At 36.6% G+C, this 20692-nt stretch carries 20 protein-coding genes; 8 read left to right on the forward strand and 12 right to left on the reverse strand.

Annotated elements, in window-relative coordinates:
- Positions 1-433: 433 nt before the first annotated feature.
- Together ygaH and ACINWC743_RS18835 are read right to left on the reverse strand one after the other, a co-directional pair.
- Positions 434-769 carry an L-valine transporter subunit YgaH gene (gene ygaH / locus ACINWC743_RS18830; protein ID WP_009586591.1) on the reverse strand — a complete coding sequence of 112 codons (336 nt, stop codon included), beginning with the start codon at positions 767-769 and terminating at the stop codon, positions 434-436.
- A gap of 1 nt (position 770) precedes the next feature.
- A complete protein-coding gene (locus ACINWC743_RS18835; protein ID WP_009586563.1) occupies positions 771-1508 on the reverse strand; it encodes an AzlC family ABC transporter permease in 738 nt (245 codons plus the stop codon).
- Positions 1509-1611: 103 nt separating this feature from the next.
- On the opposite strand from ACINWC743_RS18835, the gene ACINWC743_RS18840 reads away from it, so the two are divergent.
- Complete coding sequence (locus tag ACINWC743_RS18840) at positions 1612-2094, forward strand: hypothetical protein (RefSeq protein ID WP_009586564.1); 483 nt, start codon at positions 1612-1614, stop codon at positions 2092-2094.
- Between the two features lie 67 nt (positions 2095-2161).
- Here ACINWC743_RS18840 and ACINWC743_RS18845 read toward each other — a convergent pair whose 3' ends face one another.
- Positions 2162-2560 carry a hypothetical protein gene (locus ACINWC743_RS18845; RefSeq protein ID WP_009586610.1) on the reverse strand — a complete coding sequence of 133 codons (399 nt, stop codon included), beginning with the start codon at positions 2558-2560 and terminating at the stop codon, positions 2162-2164.
- A gap of 163 nt (positions 2561-2723) precedes the next feature.
- Positions 2724-3431: a Crp/Fnr family transcriptional regulator gene (locus ACINWC743_RS18850; protein ID WP_009586577.1), complete on the reverse strand. Its 708-nt coding sequence runs from the start codon at positions 3429-3431 to the stop codon at positions 2724-2726.
- Between the two features lie 329 nt (positions 3432-3760).
- Between ACINWC743_RS18850 and ACINWC743_RS18855 the strand changes: the two genes are divergently transcribed.
- Positions 3761-4303 (forward strand): DUF962 domain-containing protein, encoded by a 543-nt coding sequence (locus ACINWC743_RS18855; protein ID WP_009586556.1) that lies wholly within the window; start codon positions 3761-3763, stop codon positions 4301-4303.
- Between the two features lie 198 nt (positions 4304-4501).
- Here the strand turns inward: ACINWC743_RS18855 and ACINWC743_RS18860 are convergent, their stop codons facing one another.
- Entirely contained in the window at positions 4502-5113 is a 612-nt protein-coding gene (locus tag ACINWC743_RS18860) for a superoxide dismutase (protein WP_009586589.1), read from the reverse strand.
- A gap of 280 nt (positions 5114-5393) precedes the next feature.
- Here ACINWC743_RS18860 and ACINWC743_RS18865 point away from each other — a divergent pair, with 280 nt between their 5' ends.
- The 6 genes from ACINWC743_RS18865 to ACINWC743_RS18890 all read left to right on the forward strand — a co-directional run bounded on the left by ACINWC743_RS18865 (position 5394) and on the right by ACINWC743_RS18890 (position 12456).
- The gene (locus tag ACINWC743_RS18865) at positions 5394-6632 is read left to right on the forward strand and encodes a hypothetical protein (RefSeq protein WP_009586584.1); all 1239 of its coding nucleotides are present in this window, start codon (positions 5394-5396) and stop codon (positions 6630-6632) included.
- 316 nt (positions 6633-6948) lie between these two features.
- Positions 6949-9717: a type VI secretion system Vgr family protein gene (locus ACINWC743_RS18870; RefSeq protein ID WP_009586580.1), complete on the forward strand. Its 2769-nt coding sequence runs from the start codon at positions 6949-6951 to the stop codon at positions 9715-9717.
- Between the two features lie 9 nt (positions 9718-9726).
- Positions 9727-11124 (forward strand): hypothetical protein, encoded by a 1398-nt coding sequence (locus ACINWC743_RS18875; RefSeq protein ID WP_009586615.1) that lies wholly within the window; start codon positions 9727-9729, stop codon positions 11122-11124.
- An 8-nt stretch (positions 11125-11132) separates the two neighbouring features.
- Positions 11133-11558, forward strand: coding sequence for a hypothetical protein (locus tag ACINWC743_RS24375; RefSeq protein WP_035301443.1), 426 nt, complete (start codon positions 11133-11135; stop codon positions 11556-11558).
- Positions 11559-11695: 137 nt separating this feature from the next.
- Positions 11696-12031 (forward strand): hypothetical protein, encoded by a 336-nt coding sequence (locus ACINWC743_RS18885; RefSeq protein WP_035301444.1) that lies wholly within the window; start codon positions 11696-11698, stop codon positions 12029-12031.
- Positions 12028-12456 carry a hypothetical protein gene (locus ACINWC743_RS18890; protein WP_009586604.1) on the forward strand — a complete coding sequence of 143 codons (429 nt, stop codon included), beginning with the start codon at positions 12028-12030 and terminating at the stop codon, positions 12454-12456. Before ACINWC743_RS18885 ends, ACINWC743_RS18890 begins: the two co-directional genes overlap by 4 nt.
- 702 nt (positions 12457-13158) lie before the next feature.
- Here ACINWC743_RS18890 and ychF read toward each other — a convergent pair.
- The 7 genes from ychF to ACINWC743_RS18930 form a co-directional block, all read right to left on the reverse strand.
- Entirely contained in the window at positions 13159-14250 is a 1092-nt protein-coding gene (gene ychF, locus ACINWC743_RS18900; protein WP_004831052.1) for a redox-regulated ATPase YchF, read from the reverse strand.
- 274 nt (positions 14251-14524) lie between these two features.
- Positions 14525-15184: a methionine ABC transporter permease gene (locus ACINWC743_RS18905; RefSeq protein ID WP_004831051.1), complete on the reverse strand. Its 660-nt coding sequence runs from the start codon at positions 15182-15184 to the stop codon at positions 14525-14527.
- Positions 15165-16235 carry a methionine ABC transporter ATP-binding protein gene (locus ACINWC743_RS18910; protein ID WP_009586614.1) on the reverse strand — a complete coding sequence of 357 codons (1071 nt, stop codon included), beginning with the start codon at positions 16233-16235 and terminating at the stop codon, positions 15165-15167. Before ACINWC743_RS18910 ends, ACINWC743_RS18905 begins: the two co-directional genes overlap by 20 nt.
- An 11-nt stretch (positions 16236-16246) precedes the next feature.
- Positions 16247-17083, reverse strand: a complete 837-nt coding sequence (locus ACINWC743_RS18915; RefSeq protein ID WP_009586578.1) for a MetQ/NlpA family ABC transporter substrate-binding protein — start codon at positions 17081-17083, stop codon at positions 16247-16249.
- A 10-nt stretch (positions 17084-17093) separates the two neighbouring features.
- The gene (locus ACINWC743_RS18920) at positions 17094-17975 is read right to left on the reverse strand and encodes a MetQ/NlpA family ABC transporter substrate-binding protein (protein ID WP_009586595.1); all 882 of its coding nucleotides are present in this window, start codon (positions 17973-17975) and stop codon (positions 17094-17096) included.
- Between the two features lie 39 nt (positions 17976-18014).
- A complete protein-coding gene (locus ACINWC743_RS18925) occupies positions 18015-19448 on the reverse strand; it encodes an LLM class flavin-dependent oxidoreductase (RefSeq protein WP_009586612.1) in 1434 nt (477 codons plus the stop codon).
- Entirely contained in the window at positions 19448-20680 is a 1233-nt protein-coding gene (locus ACINWC743_RS18930; protein WP_009586567.1) for an SfnB family sulfur acquisition oxidoreductase, read from the reverse strand. Before ACINWC743_RS18930 ends, ACINWC743_RS18925 begins: the two co-directional genes overlap by 1 nt.
- Between the last annotated feature and the right edge of the window lie 12 nt (positions 20681-20692).

Raw genomic sequence — 20692 nt, forward strand, 5'->3', positions numbered from 1 at the left:
CATAGAAATGATATGTAAAAAGATCAAGTTTGTAATGCCACGCTTAACATCTTAAGTTTAAATTATTTGTTTTACTTAGGCGATGCTTCACTTTGCTCACCTCATTTTTTAACCGTATTCTTGCACTGCAAACAAAGTAGTGCCTTGTTTTTTTTTATATCCTCCATTCGACAATCGCAACATCCATCTCGTGTTACCGTATAAAGACCACATTTATATTTTATCAATATTTAAAAGTATTGAATGCTCATTTTTTGACTACAGCAGGAAGCCTAATGTGTTTTTATAATGTGCTTTAAACAATGTGATGAAAATTAAGAATTCCCAAATTGTTGGTCAAAAAGATTCTTTATTTTAAAAACACCTCTCCATTCAATGAAATGATTTCATCATTTAAATGGTGATTTTTGAAGGAGGTTTAGCATGATGAATGTTAAACATAGGTATAGACCAAACCATAGGCGAGTGCTGCAATAAGCGTCGCTAAAACGATTCGTTTAAATTTAAAGTACAACCCTGTCAGTACCACAAAACCGATGAACATCGCAAAACTCTTATTGGGCGTTTCAATTAACGGGGGAAGAGTTGCAACAATCAACATTGAGCTGATCGCTGCAATACCAATACTGCCCAATGCTATTTTTAGCCATGTTGAGCCACGTGACTGTTGGTGTTGCTGGCTTTTTTGCAATAAATAAAAGGGACCAAAGCGAGAGGCAAAGTTTGCAATACCCACCAAAATACCGACCAGAATAATATGTAAGTCCATGTTAAATGCTCACTTCATCTTTTTGTTTTAAAATGTAATATTTAAATAATCCCGCCAAAATACCTGATGCAATACCGATAAAAATTGCTGCTGACATATTGATAAAATAACACGCCATAGCCGAAACGACTAAAGAGACAAAAACCACAAAAGTATGCTTTCTTTCAAAAGCGGCCAATAAAAAGCTCAAGAACAAAGCAGGCAGTAGGAAGTCTAATGCCGCTTGTAAGAACTGAGGCAAATGCGTGACTTGATCAGCAAATAATCCACCTAAAAATGAACCAAGTGCCCATGACATCCAGCTAAATAGGCTGAGTCCTAACATCCATGATTCTGACCACTCTTGACGACGTTGCGACAGTTTGATCATACCTGCGGCAAATACTTCATCCGTTAGTCCCCAAGCCCAAACTGCGGTCTTTTTTAAGTTTAAACGATCTTGAATGAGGTTTTGTAAGGCTGGACCATAAAGCACATGACGAATATCTAAGGCAATTACGGTGAGTGCGGTCATCCATATGGATGTACCACTCCCTAATAATGCCACCACCAGAAACTGACTTGCACCAGCATACATGGAGCATGACAAAAAGAGTGCTTCCCACGCACTAAACCCGAATTGAGTTGCCGATACGCCAAAGGCAAAAGAAACAGGAAGGTAGGTAAAAATAATGGCTTGGCTATCTTTCGCGCCTTGCCAAAAGCCAGCGATTTGGACTGGATGATTGTGCTCGGACACAGGACACCTAAAAACCAGAGTAAAACAAAAGGTAAAATCAAGATTGAGTATTCTACCTGAATTTACTAGCATAGGAGTGAAATGTTTATTTAGGCGTGACTTTATGTTCGCAAATCAGTCGAAATTATTATTGAGTATGACCTTGATTTTAGGTGTTTTAGGTTTACAAGCATGTGGTAATTCATCTTCTGAACCTCAGCAAAAGGTCGAAATCAAAGCTGCGCCAAAACTTACCAATGACGCAACCACATATGCTCATGCAGCTTGGGCGTTAATTAACCAAGTTGAACCTTATGTTTATCGAAAACAATTAAATCTAATAGAGGACAATGTGCGAAAACCGATTCGTAAGTTGAGTACGGATTGGCGAATCAATGTCAAAATGACTGATTCTGTGACTGAAGGAAAATATGCTTTATGTCGTAAAGCCATGACCAGCTTAGACAATTGGGCACGTTCGACGCTTGAGAAAGATGGTGAAATGCAGAAAAATCAGGTGCAATATGAGCGCGATAAAGCACAGTGTAAAGATGCAATTGATAATCCTAGTTTAGGAAATACCAAAGCGAATAATAATATTTTTTAATCAAGTATGTAAAAATGGCGCAGATGAAGCGCCATTATTATTGATTAACTGAATTGCTTTGGGACAATTAAGGTTTTAAAGGATTGGTTGACGCGGTTTTAACGGCTTTGTCTTTAGTCGCTGCCGCTTTTGCAGCTGTATCAGCTTTTGCCTTCGCTGCTGCATCAGTCTTCACTTTTGTAGCAGTTTCTGCTTTTGCCTTGGTTGCAGCAGTTTCAGTTTTTACCGCAGCTTTGGTATCTTTGGGTTTTGCTTCAACTGCTTTGGTGGTATCTGCTTTTGCTTTCGTTGCAGTAGACGATGCTTTAGATGCAGTTTGTGCTGCAGGGTTGGCAGCTACACATTTTCCGCCTTTATGATTCGGACCAGTCCCACCGACTAGTGTTGTACCTTTAGGACATGCAAAAGCAGAAGCGCTAAGCACTGTGAATAGACCCGCCGTGAGAAGAGTTGTGATTTTTTTCATTTATTTCAACTTTTATTGAGATGGCATTAGCGCCTGAATAAAATATAAATCTATTTTTTCATAAGTAGAATACACAAATTGTATATTTTATTTATAAAATGATTATATATTCCAGCTATTTAAGCTTGTTTTAATCTTAACTGAAAAATACCGCGCAGTTATTTTAATGTGAAGATTCATTCATTGAATGGGCAATAGCGTGTAACTGATTGATATCTAAAATTTCTATTTTTTTAAAAGCAATTTTTAGAATACCTTGTTGTTCCAGTAAGTGTAATTCTTGATTGATGGTTTGTCTTGAACATTTCAACATGAGAGCCAATTGATCTTGAGACAAATGGATGGTGTTCTTTTCAATGTATGCATGGTTTCCATAACCATTCAAAATAAACATTAAACGTTGCGCCAAACGTTGTTGTATATGCTGTGTTTGAATCGAAATCAGTTCTAAAAATGCGAAGCGAAGTTTTTGGCAGGTGAGTTGTGCGATATGGAACCAGTATTGGGGATGTTGAACTAGAAAGTCGTTCATAATCAAGCTAGGGATATGCAAAATCAGACATTTTCCAACAGCAATTGCATCATGTGAACGTGGCTGCTGGTCTACTAAAGATATTTCTCCAAACCACATGATTGGTTCTACGATTGCAGCAACAGATTCATTACCTTCAATGTCGATATAACCTAAACGCACCCGACCATCTAAAACAGCATAAATGCCATTAAACGTATCTCCAGATCTAAAAATTGCTTGATCTCGTTCAAATGTTTGATAATTCGCATGTTGTTGGATAAATTGCTGGAATGGTGTAGGTAATTGAGCGTACCAGATGTTTTTATTTAATAATTCAAGATCTGTTAAGTTCAGCACAAAAGTTCCTTTTTTGATTCTGCTGCGCGTTTATATGATATTTCAGTTGTATCACACCATATTGGACCAATCATCACAGTTTTAGTGATCAAGTCAGTCATATCGTGCATCATGGTCATTGCTATGACTCAATCACATGATTTTGCATATATCAGCATCGTAAAAATTCCAATCCATTTGCTCTGTTCTAGATGGAGATATTAAATCACAACGCTTACGCATCGTTGTTTTGCCATCATACTAAAAACTATTCATTTGTCAGCTAGCCGACAACTTTTATTTGCAAGATTTTATATAGTGGATAAAAGTAATAAACAAGGACGCTGAAAATGACTCGATTAGAACAATTGCTTAGCCAATACGCAGCTTATCATTTGGATCAAAAAAATGTGTTAACTCATTTTATTGGTATTCCAATGATCGTATTTTCCATCATGTGTTTAACTGCAAGAGCAGGCGTGATGTTATCTGGTTTTGAAATCACATTGGCTTTAGTGCTGTTGATCTTAAGTGTGATCTATTATTTAAGGCTTGATAAGTCTTTGGGCTTTTTGATGTTACTGATTTACGCGATTGCCTATCCATTTGCCTATAAAATTGCTCAATTGAATATGAGTACATGGCTTGTGATTAGTATTGGTAGCTTTGTGGTGGGATGGGTGTTCCAGTTCATTGGGCATTTTTATGAAAAGAAAAAACCAGCTTTTGTGGATGATCTTGTAGGTTTAGCGATTGGTCCATTATTTGTACTTGCTGAATTTGTGTTTTTGCTTGGTTTTCGTAAAGACCTGCAAACCAAAATGTTGGCAGAAGCGAGAAAACAACGGAGTGCAATGGATCAAAAATCATTACAGACACTCCATGCAAAATAAACTCAGCATGTGAGTTAAATCAACCCTCTTTGAGTGAGTGATTCACTGAAAGAGGGAAGTAGATAAATTTTTATACAAGATAATCTTTGATTAAGATCACCAAACCAAAAAAAAGTATGGCGCAGCCAATATAGAATTTTATTTTTTTAATTACTGAATTATGAGGCATTGGCATGAGCATTGGATCTATATAGTATTTCATTTAATCGCTTCTAAATAACGACGATTCACTTCTTCCCAATTGACGACATTGAAAAATGCTGCAATATATTCAGGACGACGATTCTGGTATTTTAAATAGTAGGCATGCTCCCACACATCAAGCCCTAACACTGGAATATTGCCATTCATCAGTGGAGAGTCTTGGTTCGCACTGCTTTCAACAATCACTTTTTTTTCAGGCGTGACGCTTAACCATGCCCAACCACTACCAAATCGTGTTAACGCTGCTTTGGTAAATGCTTCTTTGAATTTTTCAAAACCACCAATATCTTTTTCAATCGCCTCAGCAATTTCTTTGATCGGTTCACCACCACCTTGTGGGCTCATCACTGTCCAGAATAATGAATGATTGGCATGACCACCTGCATTATTAATGACATTGTTTTTTAACTCAGCAGGGACTTCTTTTACTTTTGAAACCAATGCTTCTACAGATAACTTTTCCCATTCTGTGCCTTCGATCGCTGCATTAATATTATTGATATAGGTTTGATGATGCTTGGTATGGTGGATTTCCATTGTTTGAGTATCAATATTGGGTTCAAGTGCATCATAAGCATAAGGCAATTGTGGAAGAGAATAAGCCATGAAACAATCCTGTTTGGTTAAATATAATGCGAATGTTAATAATTATCATTATTATATAGGATTTAAAAAAGTGCAACCAACAATACTCGATTATTGCGGGCTTATTTTCAAAATACGAACAAAGCAATAGGCAAAAAATTCAAAAAGTGGAATGGGAAGTTACAATCATGAAAAATGTGAAAGTTGCTAAAAGTTTAAAATTTTTTAAATAAAAGTCTTTTATTGTTAAGTAAATATTGATAAAAAGAGTGGTTAAATCCATATTGTAACGATAGTAGAGATGACTAAAAAGTATAAACTTTATCCAATAAAAACCATTAAAGATTGGGAAAATGAAGATTGGGATGTGTATGAAGAGCGGAAGTCTATTTCTGGTATTATGATTTATCGAGGCTGGCCATACTCGTTGACACCTAGAGATGGCATTGGTGGTGTGTTTTCACATATTCTAAGCCCTGAAATTGCAGAATTTCTTAAAGTACATTCGATTACGGAGAGTGAACAGCAACTTGGTTTAAATAACGGTATTGTTGCTAAATTCAGAAGAAAGCTTGCTATTCAAAACAAGTTTATATATCGAAATGATCAATGGATCCTTGAGCATAAAGATGAGCTTTTATATGACAGTCATCAAACACTCAAAGAGAAGTATGGTTTAAATCGGAATCAAGTTTACCAACATAAAGAATGGTTGTCAGAGTTAATTGATATACCTAAAAACAAAAAAATGAGAAAAACTTCAGCAGATGATCTGCAAGAACAATGGTTCCAAAAGAATAAAGCGCAAATGACAGAAATGGATATAGAAGAGATAACTTTAAAGTTTAATGTTAGTCCTTTTATCGCAACAAAAACCTATAATCGTATTCGTCAAGAACTTGGAGAGTTAACTTTTTCAGCACAATTCCAGCAAAACAAGCAGGATAAATATCAATGGTTGTTAGATCACCAAGACGAATTATTAAATTCGGGCAAAACAGTTGCAGAACTGGCTGAGCAATTTCAAAAGACCAATGGGCAAATTTTAAGAGCGAAAGCCAGACTAAGAGAAATTTTAAAAATACAAAAAGTACAAGATCAAAATCGCGAATGGTTGCTGGCAAATCAAGAGATTTTATTTCATTCAAAACTAAGCAAAGAAGAAACTGCAAAAAGATTAAGCATCGAAACTAGTCAGGTTTATAGAAGAAGAGGAAAGCTGAAAAAACTGCTCAATATCCCACATCATAACGATCTAGTTCAGGCTTGGCGTTTAGAGAATCAAGAGGTATTACTTTCTTTGCATTTGTCGATTTCTGAAATTGCTAAAATACTGAATCGGAAAGAAGGATATATTGTCAGAAATAGAGAGATTCTTCGAAAATGTCTCAATATTTCACTCAAGGATCAAATAAAAGCATGGGTGCTAGAGCACCAAAATGATTTAGAAAATTTAACGGTGGATCAACTTCAAAAAAAATATGGCATTGGGAAACATAGAATTCAAAAGTATCGAAAACTTTTAATCGAACTAAAATAAAATGAGAGACAATTAGGGGCTTAATCAAACAACGCTAGGGCTTGTACCACAAATGATTTCCAATTTTTGATATATCGTTTTTATATTCTCTAAAGTGGCTGCAAAGCAGCGACCACTATGTACTTAATTATAATAATTAAGTACATATGTTTAAAACATAAAATTTTGTTTTTTTAGTTTTTTTATTATTTAAATCAATAGTTTAAATGGGTGTTTTTGTGCACCAACAACGATAATCAATAATAACTATCATTATTATTTGAGTATATTTAAATTTTGTGTTAAGTTTTTCTACATTAAAAATAAGGTCATAATAATGTTGAATAATATTTTTACTATTCTTGATAAAATGGGATATGGGACACAAAAACGCGCAATTAGTGTTCAATTTTCAAACTTGGAACTCAGTGCACAAGTGATGTTACAACGAATTGATGGTTTTCATGCCATCAATGAAGGATTGTCAGCAGAACTGATTTGTCTGTCTCTCAATCCGTTTATTGAACTTAAACAGTTTATCGGTTGCCAAGTCTCTGTAGATCAAGTCACAGATTCAGGCAAGTTATTTAGAACTACAGGGATGATTACTGGGGCGAGTCAGGGACAATCAGATGGGGCTTTTACGCTTTATCGTTTGACCCTGCAAGACGCAACAAGCTTATGGCATAAGCGTCATAATAGTCGGGTGTTTTTAGATAAAAGTGTTCCTGAAATTTTTGAAATAATTTTCAATGAATGGAGAGCCAAAAGTGCTTTATTTGCATCCAGTTTAAAGCTGGACCTGAGTGGTCTCAGCAAGAGCTATGATGTACGACCGTTTTCTATGCAACTTAACGAATCTGATCACACATATTTGACTCGGATTTTACGTGAGGAATCAATCAATTGGCTGATTGATGAATCTGATTTTATTGCTTTAAACAACAATCAAAGTATTGAACCACAAAAACTTAGATTAATTGACCACAATGATCAGTTTAAGGCACTTGAACGTCGCAACATTCGCTATCATCGATCAAATGCGACTGAAGCTTATGACAGTATTACCAGTTTGATTGCTGAACGCAATTTACAGTCAACAGCAATCCATGTACAACGTTGGCAAGCAGACAGTTTAGTGCAGGAAGATGGCAGTGGTTCTATTCTGAGTGCACATAAACACAGTGCAAATAGAGACAATGAAAGTTTAAGTTTAGAACAAGCGTGGAGTATTTCTCCTGCTTGGATTCGTGATCTTAAAGGTGAAGATCAAGCCACAACATCAGGCAATCATCAACTAGAGAAGTTGAGTACCCAACTAAATCAATACCAAGCTTTGCAAGCCAAATATTTTAAGGCACAGAGTAGTGTGCGTGATATACAGGTCGGCTATTGGTTTAAGTTAATAGGTCATCCAGAGCTGGATAGAAATCATAGCGAAAACAATGAGATGCTGATATTAAGTAAGCATTTTTATAATCAGAACAATTTTCCCAAAGACATTCAAGATCAAATTGAAAAACTCCTCACCCTGAGTCACTGGCAAACGACTAAAGACCGTCAACAAGAGCGTCAAGGCAACGAATTAACTTTGGTACGACGGCATATTGCAGTTGTGCCTGAATATCATCCATTAACACATCGCCCCACTGCATATGTTCTACGTGCCATTGTGGTGGGGGATGGTGAAGAAATCTATGTCGATGAATGGGGACGAATAAAAATTCGTTTCTTGTTTACCCGAATAGAAGACCATGCCCATGATGGCGGTGCAGGAGCTAATGATAATGACACGGACTCTGCATGGGTGGATGTGCTTACCCCTTGGGCGGGTGAAGGTTATGGCGCAAGATTTCTCCCGCGTGTCGGAGAGATTGTCGCGGTAGATTTCTTTGAGGGAAACCTTGATCGACCGTTTATTACTGGACGGATTCATGAAGGACATCGAAATCCAACCCAGTTCGATATTAAAGGCAAACTACCTGACACCAAAAAGCTCAGTGGTATCCGCTCAAAAGAGGTCGCTGGGGAGGGCTTTGGGCAACTCAGGTTTGATGATACGACTACTCAAATAAGCACACAATTACAATCGAGTCATGGCGCGAGTCAACTGAATTTAGGCAATTTAAGTCACCCTAAAGAAAGCGCAGAAAGTGAAGGTCGTGGAGAGGGTTTTGAGTTAAGGACTGATCAGTGGGGTGCGATTAGAGCAGGAGATGGCTTATTACTTTCCACCTATCCTCAATCACAAGCTTCTGGTCAGCATTTGCATGCAGATGAAGCTAAAAATCAATTGAATAGTGCCGAACAGTCTGTTCAAACACTGAATAATTTAGCCAAAAATCAAAAAACAGATGAAGTTGAACTATTAAACAATCTCAAGCAGTTTGCTAAGCAAATTCGAACAGATATTGCTCAATTTAATCAAAATGTGATGTTGTTGACTTCACCTACAGGAATTGGTTTATCGACTGCACAAGATATTTATTTATCTGCTGATGGTCAAATCAATAGTCTTGCACAAGATAATATCCACCTCAGCACTCAAAAAAACTTAATCGCACATGCACAAAATAGAATTAGTTTATTTGCTGTCATGAATGGGATTAATTTCATCGCTGCACAAGGTAAATTCAACATTCATGCACAATCCAATGCGCTTGATATATTTGCCAAACTGGGGATTACAATCGCATCGACTGACGACAAAATTGAAATCAGTAGTCCGAAAGAGGTTCAAATTAAGGGAGGATCTTCAAAGCTTACACTCAATGGTGCAGGAATTTTAGGCGAAACAGATCGTTTATTTGAGGTCAATGCTGGTCAGCATAAATTTAAGGATGGGACGAAAATTGAGAATACGCAATTTGCTCTGCCAGATCTTAATAATCCATACATTCTTCAATACCAAGTGAAAAATAAAGACGATCAAGCGCTTTCAGATAAGAAATATATTGTTATTGATGAGGATGGCAATGTTTACAGTGGTGTTACTGATCAAAAAGGATTGATGAAGCTAAAAACAGCACCAACTTCGCAAACAATTGTTGCGAGAGTTATGGTGAAAGACATAGAAGATGCACAAGAAGAAATCAGTAAGGATTAGGATAAGAAGATGTTTTATAGTCGTTTGAAATTAACCGTACAAGAACCTTTAAAGTTAAAAGATTTGACGTATAAATTTGTTGTCACAAATAACCATACCAAGAACAAAACCATCTTTGAAGGGCGCTTTGATGAACAAGGATTAACAGGATGGACTGAAATATATAATTCAAATACTACGCTGATTTATGAGGTGTATTTACGTGGGGAAATTCTTCAGAAAATTGCAGCAAAAGCTTATCCTAACCAAGAAACACACAGTACATATACCATCAAAATCACATCAGAGATCACCAAGAATGTTAAAGAAAATATAAAGGAAATTTATCTGAATGATGGTGAAGTTGCATGGTACCTGATTAAAAAAACAGAAACGATGCTGGATTGGTCAAAAAGAGTTTTTAAAAAACCATTAATTGCATCAGACTGGGATACGTTAAGAGCCAATAATCCGCATATCGCGAATATGGCTGCGATTGTATTGTTAAACCCAGGACAAGTGATTATTTTATCCAACTCGACGACAGCAAAGGAGCTTACGCAGTACAAAAAAGATGCGCAAGAAGCTCAAAATAACTTAGAACAAATGAAAAAAGATAAAGATTTTGATGCGACGTTCTTCGCACAAAACTATGAGTTTTTTTATGATGCGTTCAATGACAGTCGAACTGAGATCACTCAGCAAGATATTTTTAAAAACAACGATCATCCTTTAGTGCAAAAATTTGAAAATACTTCAAATGACAGTGGAGTGGCGTGGGGGGCAATCGCAAAAGGAGGAATTGATGGTGCATTAAGTTTTTCAGATGGCGTTGCTCAAAGAATGAATAAAATACATGGAGAATTGGCATTAAAAATGGCGGAAGAAAGAGCCAAAGGTTCGAGTTTAGCCAACCCTAAAAATTTTAAAGCCTTTAGACAGAAGTATGCTTATCTCTATGAGGAGTTAAATAGAGAGTCGGCAAAAAGAATATTTAAATGGGATCAATCTATTCAGACCAACAATATGCGACGAATGATCAATCAATCTAGTCTGGCACGAGGAACCACCTATAAGGGAGGAATGAGAGAATATGTTAAAAAAATGAGTGAACTTGGAAAAATGAGTAAAGTTGTAAAGGGGGGAGGTCATTTATTCTTGGCTTTGGATGTTTATAATGCCAGTAATACGATTGCCAATGCCAAGCCAGAAGAAAAAACCAGAACGACAGTGGTTGAAACATCTAAAATCGTTGGAGGCTTAACGGGAGGAGCCGCAGGAGCTTTTATTGTTATAACTGTAGCATCAGGAGGAACATCTCTGATTGTGCTCGGTGTAGCTGCTGGAGCATCAGCTTTACTTGGTTGGGGAGGTGGCGAAGTCAGTGGATGGATTAGCGGAAAGATTTATGATTTTTTTGATGATTAATTAAGCAAATGAATAAATTTTTATTATTTATAGAGACTATGCCACTGATATTTTTTAGTGCTCTTTCAATGGCTATGTTTTTAATATTTTCAATATTTCAATATATATATATATCTTATAATATCAAAGGAATATGCAGAATTATTTTTTATGATGAAGAGTATTTTAGATTACCGTTGGAACCATTTAATTGTTTTTTTATTAGTTTATTTCCAATTGTTTTTTGGAGGGAAATATTAAATATAAAAAAAAATGTTAAATTTAAAAAACTTTATGGAAAAGAATTTTACTATCCAGTTGATGAAAATCAATTAAATGAAATGTTGCTGAGATACCCTAAATTTTTCTATATTCAATATATTATTTATTTTTCAAGCATATTTTTTATTTTATTTGGTGGAATAGCCTATGTGCAAGAAAAATTTTTTAGTTGAATATAGATTATTCTGATTTGTTAATATTGATTTTAAGGTGTGTTATATATAAATTTTTTATGAAATGAACTTAAATTAACTCAGATTTTTCAATTCACGAGGAATAATAGGGAGGAGTGAGAGAATATGTTAAAAAAATGAGTGAATTTGGAAAAATGAGTAAAGCTGCAAAGGGTGGAGGTTATTTATTCCTGGCATTGGATGTTTATAATGCCAGTAATACGATTGCCAATGCCAAACCAGAAGAAAAAACCAGAACGACAGTGGTTGAAACGTCTAAAATTGTTGGGAGTATGGGAGGTGCTGCATTAGGTGGTTTTATTGTGATAACCGTTGCATCTGGTGGTACGTCACTAATTGTACTCGGTGTAGCAGCAGGGGCTTCTGCTTTACTTGGATGGGCAGGTGGTGAGGTATTTGGAATGGGTGCAGAAGTAGGATATGACTACTTAAATGAGAGAAAAAAAGAATGAAAAATCTAATATCGAGAATAGATATTTTACTTATCTTTAGTGGATTTATTTTTCTTGCCATTTTTTTTATTCTATTTATTATCCAATATTTCTATATAAGTAAGAATTTAAAGGGGCTTTGTGAAATCATATTTAATGATAGTAAAGCGTATAAAGTTCCATTGGAACCATTTGATTTTTATTTTTTAAGTTGCTTACCTTTAGTTTTTTGGTGTGAAACTTTAAGTATAAAGAAAGGAATAATATTTAGTAAGCTTTATGGAAAAGAGTATTATTTTAAAATTGAAAAAAATCAACTTATTCAACTTCTTGAAAAATATCCAAGATTTTTTCAAATCCAATACTTAATATTCATTTTTATTTTTTTTGCTTTTATTTTTATGTTTGTAGGTGTTTTTTTGAATAAATTCTTTTTTGTTTATTAAGGAAATTTTAAAATTGTTGTAGTTTTACTTAGTTGGGGAGGTAGCGAAGGCTCAGGAAAATTTTCAGGATTTATCTATGACATATTGAGTAATAATAAATGAGTCAATTCATAAATTTGTTTATTGAAAACAGGGTGTTCACTTATTCTGTACTTTATTTTTTCTTTCTATTTCTCTTTTTTCTTTTTTATATAATACAATATATTTATATTTCTTATAACTTAAAAGGAATTTGTAGAATTATTTTTTATGATGAAAAATATTTTAGACTACCATTGAAGCCATTTAATTGTTTTTTTATTAGTTTGTTTCCAATTGTTTTTTGGAGGGAAACATTAAATATAAAAAAGAATGTTAAATTCAAAAAACTTTATGGAAAAGAATTTTATTATCCAGTTGATAAAAATCAATTAAATGAAATGTTGCTGAAATATCCTAAATTTTTCTATATTCAATATATTATTTATTTTTCAGTTTTTATTTCAATAATTTTTTTAGGTATAGCATATTCATTGGATAAATTTTTTTAATTAAAATCAGGAGTAATTTAACCTTGAATTATATGGTTTTAAGTTTTTTTTGAAAGAATTATGAAAATTTAGTCGATTTGACTATGGTTATTGCATGATATGATCAAATTTGAATCAATAAAAAACAGGTTGAAGATAGCTTCAACCTGTTTAATCAAGGTACTAAAGTGTTTTAAACATTAAAACGGAAGTGCAATACATCGCCATCTTGAACGATGTATGTTTTACCTTCTAGACGCCATTTACCTGCTTCTTTTGCACCATTTTCACCATTGAATTGAATGAAGTCATCATAAGCAATACATTCTGCACGGATGAAGCCTTTTTCAAAGTCAGTGTGAATTACACCAGCCGCTTGAGGAGCAGTTGCACCCACTTTTACAGTCCAAGCACGAACTTCTTGTACACCAGCGGTGAAGTAAGTTTGTAAGCCCAATAAGCTATAACCCGCACGGATCACCACGTTAAGACCTGGTTCTTCCATGCCTAAGGCTTCAAGAAATTCTGCACGATCTTCATCATCTAAAAGTGAAATTTCAGCTTCGATTTGGTTGCAAAGTGGAACAACAATTGCATTTTCTTCAGCAGCTAACTTTTTCACAGCTTCAAGATGTGGATTGTTTTCAAACCCATCTTCTGCAACGTTTGCAATATACATGGTTGGTTTTAAAGTCATTAAACCAAAACCACGAACAAGCTTACGCTCATCATCATCTAAATCAGCAGCACGTGCAGGTTTACCTTCATCAAGCAATGGTAAGATTTTGTCGAGCACCGCTTTAGTTGCAACAGCTTCTTTGTCGCCACCTTTTGCTGATTTTGCTAAACGGGTAACTGCTTTAGTGACGGTTTCCAAGTCAGCAAGAGCAAGTTCAGTATTGATGGTTGCAATATCATCTAATGGATCAATTTTACCATTTACATGGATGACGTTTTCATCTTCAAAACAACGAACAACGTGTGCAATCGCATCAGTTTCACGGATGTTTGCAAGAAATTGGTTACCTAAACCTTCACCTTTAGACGCACCTGCAACCAAGCCTGCAATATCAACGAATTCCATTGTTGTTGGAATGACACGTTGCGGTTTTACAATGGCAGTTAATTTGTCTAAACGTGGATCTGGTACTGGAACAATACCTGTATTCGGTTCAATCGTACAAAATGGGAAGTTTTCCGCAGCAATAGCAGCTTTAGTCAATGCATTGAAAAGAGTAGATTTACCCACGTTCGGCAAGCCGACAATACCGCAATTAAAACCCATGAAAAGACTCACAAAGTGTAGTATAAAAATTGCCAGTGATTTTACATGAAAGCCATGACAAAGTCAGGTCTACGCGCTATAAGTTTTTAAACAGATCATGTCTATTTATAGCTGTGGTCGTTTTTTAATTATAAATCGAGTTTTTATTGAGCAAAACAATCAGCTTATCAACGTATAGATGCAATGAATTTATGTTCAATCGAATCAGAGGTACAGTTGTACCTCTACACGCCATATACAACCAGCATAGTTTCAAAAATGATCAATCATTCGTTTAAATTTTCCGTTTATCCAATTGATTTGCCAGACTGTCACCAAATGCCTGAACAAGCATCACCAAGGCAACTAAAACCACGATCACAGCAAACATCATTTGCATATCAAAACGCTGATAACCATAGCGGTATGCAATATCACCCAAACCACCTGCACCAATTGCACCTGCAATGGCTGACGAGTTAATCATGGTGACAATCGTAACCGTAAAGCCTGCTACGATTCCAGGTAATGCTTCAGGTAAAAGCACATGCCAAACGATCTGTTTACGGTTACAGCCCATCGCTTGTGCTGCTTCAATTAAGCCTTGATCAACCTCACGCAAACTTACTTCAGCGATACGAGCAAAAAATGGAGTTGCCGCCAACGTCAATGGAACAACAGCAGCCCATACCCCATAACTTGTTCCAACAATCCAACGGGTTAAAGGAATAAGTGCAACCATCAAAATAAGAAAGGGAACAGAGCGAGTAATATTGATCACTGTGCCTAAAGCATGGTTGATCTTTTTAGAGGGATAAATCCCTTGCTCCGATGTATTCACTAACACAACTGCGAGAGGCAATCCAATTAAAAAGGCAATAAAAGCAGAAACACCCACCATTAGTAGCGTGTCAATTGTCCCTGTGATCAATAAATCAATGAGTTGGTCTTGCATAGCCCAGTACCTCTATTTGTGCAATATGAAGTTTTAGTTTTTCTTGCAATGCGGCAAGGTCTAGATCGATTTGCGTAGTACCTACAATCAATGTACCAATCAAGTGATTTTGGATACTGTCGATATGGCTTTGATATAAATGAACAGATGCTTCAAATGCTTGAAAAACTTGCAGCAGATCAGGAGAGTTTTTAGGATCTGTTTCGTAGCGTAGTTTTAAAATACTATGTGTTGAATCGGATTGAGGTTCATCAACAAGACCAAAAGGTAAATCAAGTTGCTCTAAGTTTAACAATTCTTGGGTAATTTTTTGCTCAGGCTTAGAGAACACAGACCAGACTTGACCTGATTCAACGATTTCTCCATGTTCAATCACCACCACTTGATCGCAAATTTCACGAATCACTTGCATTTCATGGGTAATTAAAACAATGGTGATCCCCAATTCATGATTGATTTTTTTCAATAAAGACAGCACAACTGAAGTGCTTTCAGGATCAAGTGCGGATGTTGCTTCATCACAAAGTAAAATTTCAGGATGATGCACCAATGCACGGGCGATGCCAACACGTTGTTTTTGACCACCAGATAATTGTGAAGGGTAGTTATAGGCTTTATTGCTTAATCCAACCAGCGCTAAAACTTCGTTGACGCGTGTTTCGATTTCGGCTTTATCGACTTGGGCGATTTTCAAGGGCAATGCCACATTGTCCCAAACAGTCTTCGCGGACATTAAATTAAAATGTTGAAAGATCATGCCAATTCTTTGACGTGTTTGAATCAATTCTGCATGGCTCAATTCAGCCAAATTCTGTTGATGGATATGGATGCTTCCTTCAGAAATACTTTCCAGACCATTCAATGTTCGAAGTAAAGAAGACTTACCTGCACCACTTTTGCCGATGATGCCGAAAATTTTGCCTTGAGGAATATCTAGATTGATATTTTTCAGTGCATGAATTTTTTGGTCTTGCCCTGCATAAAACTTATTTAAATCACGGATTTTGATATGAGGGACTGAAAAGTCAACCTGTGAACCGAAACTCACCATTTTTATGCTCCTTATTTCCAGCCTGCAAACCACATATCTTTGCCGAAATCTTTATCTAAAATATCTCGAACTTGCTGTGAGTTTTGGAAAGCTTGAATAAATTTCTCTAACTTTTGGTTTTTATCTTGATAGTCACGACGTGTTACAAAAAGGATGGCGTATTTTTTATCAATCGGATCTAAAAACAGTGCGCTATGTGGGTCTGCTTTTTTTGCCATATTGAGGTAATGGGGAAAACCAAAGATGAGGTCCGCATCATCGTATGCTAATGCTGTTTGAGGACCTTCAACTTCTATAAACTTCAATTGCTTAGGGTTTGAAACAATATCCTGTAAAGTTGAAAGTTCGTTATTGATATCTTTGATCTGAATCAGCCCAGCACGATGGAGCAGAATTAAGGCACGTGCAGAATTTACGGGATCACTAGGAATCACTACACGCGCATGCTGTGGCAAGGCATCTAAAGACTTGTACTGTTTCGAGTACAGACCAACATGACTCCCGCTTCCAGTACCAAAAGCATGTAAGTCATAGTTGGTTTGTTTAATCGCATTTTTTAAAAAGACGCTTTGCTGAAAAAAGTTAGCATCAATGTCACGGTTTTGAACCGCAACATTGGGCGCTTGCCAATCTGAGAATTCAACCAGTTTGACATGAATGCCATCTTTCTCGACCTCATTGGCAACTGTTTGGAGTAGTTCTGCATAGGGAGGACTGATACCAATAGTTAAAACATTTTCTTTTTGCTGATTTTGTACATATCGATAGCCAAATAGTCCGAATATAATGACCACAACAGCAAGACCAATCCATAGATTTTTATGACTAAGTTTGGAAATTTGAGACATGAACGTTTCCTTATTTCCAACCTGCGAACCATAAGTTTTCACCAATATCATCGTTTAAAGCTTGTTTGACTTTGTCAGAAGTTTGATAAATCTTAATGAATTCTTTGAGTTGTTTTGCCTTGTCAGGATGTTGTTGTTCATAGTCATCTTTGACCACAAACAAAATTGCATAACGAGTATTGGTATTATCATCAAGTAATAATGCTTTATTGGGATCGATGGTTTTTGCCAAACGTAAATAGAGCGGATAACTAAATACCAAATCTGCATCATCTACCGCACGTGCAGTCTGCGGTCCTTCAACTTCAATAAATTTAAAATTCTTTGGATTCGCCGTAATGTCTTGTAAGTTGGATAAATGATTATTTGGATCTTTTAAGCTAATCAGCTTGGCTTGCTGTAAAAGTAATAGGGCACGACCTTGGTTTACAGGGTCATTGGGGATAACCACACTTGCATTGTTAGGTACTGCCGCCAAGGAATCATATTTTTTAGAATATAAACCAACATGCGTTGCCACACCTGTTGCAATCGGCTTGAGTTTAAAGCCCGTTTCTTTTAACGCATTGCTTAGAAATGGCTGATGCTGGAAGTAGTTCGCATCTATATCGCCATGATTCAAGGTGATATTGGGTGTATTCCAGTCGGAAAATTCAACCAGCTTAATGCGAATACCTTGTTTCTTTGCTTCTTCTGCTGCAACGAGCAAGGGCTTAGCGAATGGTGGACTAATACCGATCGTGATTTCTGCTGAACCTGTTTTTTTATGTTGGTTCCAATAAAAAAGTCCTGCAATCACCGCAATAACAATCACGCCGAGTAAAATAAATTTATTCTTGGTCGTGTTTCTTGGAGATGGATTGCCATTGGTTGGCAAGTTTGTTTGTGTCATGTGACACCCCTTAAAGTCAATAATTTAAATCAATGATGTTTAGACAGTTTGTGGATGTAGGTTGTCTATTTCGATGCTGTTGTTATGTTTTGAGTTTTGACATCGAAAAGCAGAAGCAGGATGTTGTTGATTTAAATAATCACCCTGTTTAAAGATTTTGTCGCGTAAAGTGCCATTCTCATATTGTGTTTTAAACCGACCACGTTGTTGCAGTTGTGGAATGACCCATTTGATAAAGTCTTGATGGGATTCTGGTGCAACAGTACGGGTGAGGTTAAATCCATCAACTCCTGTTTCATCTAGGAGTTGAATCAGTTTTTTTGCAATGGTTTCGCCACTTCCGACAATCAATGGATAACGCCCACCCAATTGGTGTTGTGCTTTAAGATCATTTGGTGTGATCTTATTTTCTTTAAACTTATTGTTGACTGAAGCAATACTGTTGGTTTGACGATAAGGAATGGCTTCATCATCTGCATATTGTGAAAGGTCAATGCCGACTGAGCTGGAGTAATGTGCTAGACCTGCTTCGGGGCTTGCATAACTGGCATATTCAGCTAACTTTTGTTGTGCCAGTTGATCTGTCTCCGCAGTGACAACAGTAATGCCGACAAAGATTTTAATGTCTTGCGGATCACGCCCTTGTTGTATTGCCAATTCACGAATTTTATCCACTTGCTGTTTGATCTTTGCAGGTTGATCACCACCAATAAATACACATTCAGCATGTCTAGTCGAGAACGCTAGCCCACGCGGAGAAGCACCCGCTTGGAACAGGACAGGAGTACGTTGTGGAGAAGGTGAAACTTGAAATACGCCCTGACTTTGATAAAAGCGACCATGATGATTGATCTGATGTACTTTTTTGGGATCGGTAAAAATACGCTTTTGCTTGTCTTTCTGTATGGCATCATTTTCCCAAGAGCCTTCCCAAAACTTATAGCACAGCTCTAAAAACTCTTCAGCTTGTTCATAACGTAAGTCATGATCTTTTAGACCTTTTTGCCCAATTAAACGCTCAGCACTGTCTAAATAACCGGTCACAATATTCCAGCCAATACGACCTTGTGTGAGATGATCTAAACTAGCGAAACGCCGTGCAAATTGGTAAGGCGTTTCATAACTTAAATTCACGGTGACGCCAAAACCTAGATTTTGAGTCACTGCTGCCATTGCAGAAATCAGGGTAGAAGGATCATGACTTGGCAATTGAATAGATTCTTTTAAGGTTAAATCTATTCCATTCTGATACACATCATAGACCCCTGTAATATCAGCAATAAATAAGCCATCGAATAATCCTTGTTCCAATATTTTGGCAAGGTCTGTCCAGTAATTCAGCTCATTAAAACGATGTGATTCATCACGAGGATGCGTCCACAAACCATGATTAATATGACCAACACTGTTCATATCGAAGGCATTCAGTAAGATTTTCTTTTTATTGGCTACTTTTTGAGATGCATTTGTCATTACAATGTCCCTCTACGTGGTGGAAGGATGTTGTTGAGTACATAGTTTCCAATAAAGAAATATTTCCAACGTGATGCATCATGTAAAGTATGTACACGTGCGTTGCGCCAATATCGATCTAAACCATCTGCACGTTGGCTTCCACGACTTCCTGCAAGTTCAATTAATTTTGAGGATGCCTTTAAAGCGGTTTCACTACTATGTGCTCGGACTTTTGCAACATCAATCGATGCTTTGGCAATGTTTTCTTCTGTGGGATGAGGCTTGGCTTGGTCAATCGATTGAGCCGCTTGTTTCAATAAAACTTCACTTGCACGTACATCAGCAGCTATACGTCCTAATTCGAAAATCGTTAGAGGATCTTGATCGGCACGTTCTACATTGGCATCAATCCACGCACGTGCTTTTTTTATACGCTCAATGGTTTCTTCAAATGCTGCACGAGCAATCCCAGTCTCTATCGCTGCATGCATGATTTGCGCAAATGGACCAACTAAGGTTGGTTCTGAGAAGGCAGTGTCAAAACGAATAACATTTTCAGATTCAACAAAAACTTGATTAAATTTGACCGTGCCACTGCCCGTTGTTTTTTGCCCAAAACCAGACCAATCATTGATTCGTTGTAAACCTTGAGCATCAGCTGAAATAAAAGCCAGATATTCTCGATCCTCAGCATCTCTTACCAATGTCGGGATACGATGTGCAAAAAGGCTACCAGTGCAATAAAATTTTTCACCATTGACCACATAGCCATGTTCAGTTTGACTGATTTGGGTATGTTTTTGTGCTGCCGTTTTGGTTTTAAATTCTGCCAAAGCATTACCAAAGCGAGCACCTTCAAGCACTTCCTGATAAAGCTTTTGTTGTTGTTGTGCTGTACCTGTATTGCGTAATACTTCTAAAGCATAAAAATGGTTTTGTGGAATTTGACCGATAGAGCCATCCACACCACTGAACAAAGCAATGACTTTGGCAACAGTATGGCTGGATACCTCAGCTCCCCCATATTGTTTTGGCACAGTGATTGCCCACAATCCTGACTGACTGAAAGCCTCAATTTCTTCAAAAGGTAAGAGGCGTTCAGCGTCACGTATAATCGCATCTTGCTTAAATTGTTGGCTTAGTTTTTCTGCAATCTCTAAGGCTTCTGCATCATTTTTAATGATATGTGCTTTGGCGAATGCGTGATTTGGATGATCTAATGTTTTACTGATATTTTGATAAGTGCTCATATATTTCCCCTG

It is taken from the genome of Acinetobacter sp. WC-743, assembly GCF_000335555.1.
GTDB lineage: Bacteria > Pseudomonadota > Gammaproteobacteria > Pseudomonadales > Moraxellaceae > Acinetobacter > Acinetobacter bereziniae.

Bases quoted from the DNA above. Each gene is read 5' to 3' on its own strand.
- ACINWC743_RS18890 (WP_009586604.1), top strand. From the start codon at position 12,028: ATGAAAAATCTAATATCGAGAATAGATATTTTACTTATCTTTAGTGGA.
- ychF (WP_004831052.1), bottom strand. From the start codon at position 14,250: ATGGGTTTTAATTGCGGTATTGTCGGCTTGCCGAACGTGGGTAAATCT.
- ACINWC743_RS18915 (WP_009586578.1), bottom strand. From the start codon at position 17,083: ATGTCTCAAATTTCCAAACTTAGTCATAAAAATCTATGGATTGGTCTT.
- ACINWC743_RS18925 (WP_009586612.1), bottom strand. From the start codon at position 19,448: ATGACAAATGCATCTCAAAAAGTAGCCAATAAAAAGAAAATCTTACTG.
- ACINWC743_RS24375 (WP_035301443.1), top strand. From the start codon at position 11,133: ATGAATAAATTTTTATTATTTATAGAGACTATGCCACTGATATTTTTT.
- ACINWC743_RS18860 (WP_009586589.1), bottom strand. From the start codon at position 5,113: ATGGCTTATTCTCTTCCACAATTGCCTTATGCTTATGATGCACTTGAA.
- ygaH (WP_009586591.1), bottom strand. From the start codon at position 769: ATGGACTTACATATTATTCTGGTCGGTATTTTGGTGGGTATTGCAAAC.
- ACINWC743_RS18910 (WP_009586614.1), bottom strand. From the start codon at position 16,235: ATGGTGAGTTTCGGTTCACAGGTTGACTTTTCAGTCCCTCATATCAAA.
- ACINWC743_RS18865 (WP_009586584.1), top strand. From the start codon at position 5,394: ATGACTAAAAAGTATAAACTTTATCCAATAAAAACCATTAAAGATTGG.
- ACINWC743_RS18875 (WP_009586615.1), top strand. From the start codon at position 9,727: ATGTTTTATAGTCGTTTGAAATTAACCGTACAAGAACCTTTAAAGTTA.
- ACINWC743_RS18920 (WP_009586595.1), bottom strand. From the start codon at position 17,975: ATGACACAAACAAACTTGCCAACCAATGGCAATCCATCTCCAAGAAAC.
- ACINWC743_RS18870 (WP_009586580.1), top strand. From the start codon at position 6,949: ATGTTGAATAATATTTTTACTATTCTTGATAAAATGGGATATGGGACA.
- ACINWC743_RS18845 (WP_009586610.1), bottom strand. From the start codon at position 2,560: ATGAAAAAAATCACAACTCTTCTCACGGCGGGTCTATTCACAGTGCTT.
- ACINWC743_RS18905 (WP_004831051.1), bottom strand. From the start codon at position 15,184: ATGCAAGACCAACTCATTGATTTATTGATCACAGGGACAATTGACACG.
- ACINWC743_RS18885 (WP_035301444.1), top strand. From the start codon at position 11,696: ATGAGTGAATTTGGAAAAATGAGTAAAGCTGCAAAGGGTGGAGGTTAT.
- ACINWC743_RS18855 (WP_009586556.1), top strand. From the start codon at position 3,761: ATGACTCGATTAGAACAATTGCTTAGCCAATACGCAGCTTATCATTTG.
- ACINWC743_RS18840 (WP_009586564.1), top strand. From the start codon at position 1,612: ATGTTCGCAAATCAGTCGAAATTATTATTGAGTATGACCTTGATTTTA.
- ACINWC743_RS18930 (WP_009586567.1), bottom strand. From the start codon at position 20,680: ATGAGCACTTATCAAAATATCAGTAAAACATTAGATCATCCAAATCAC.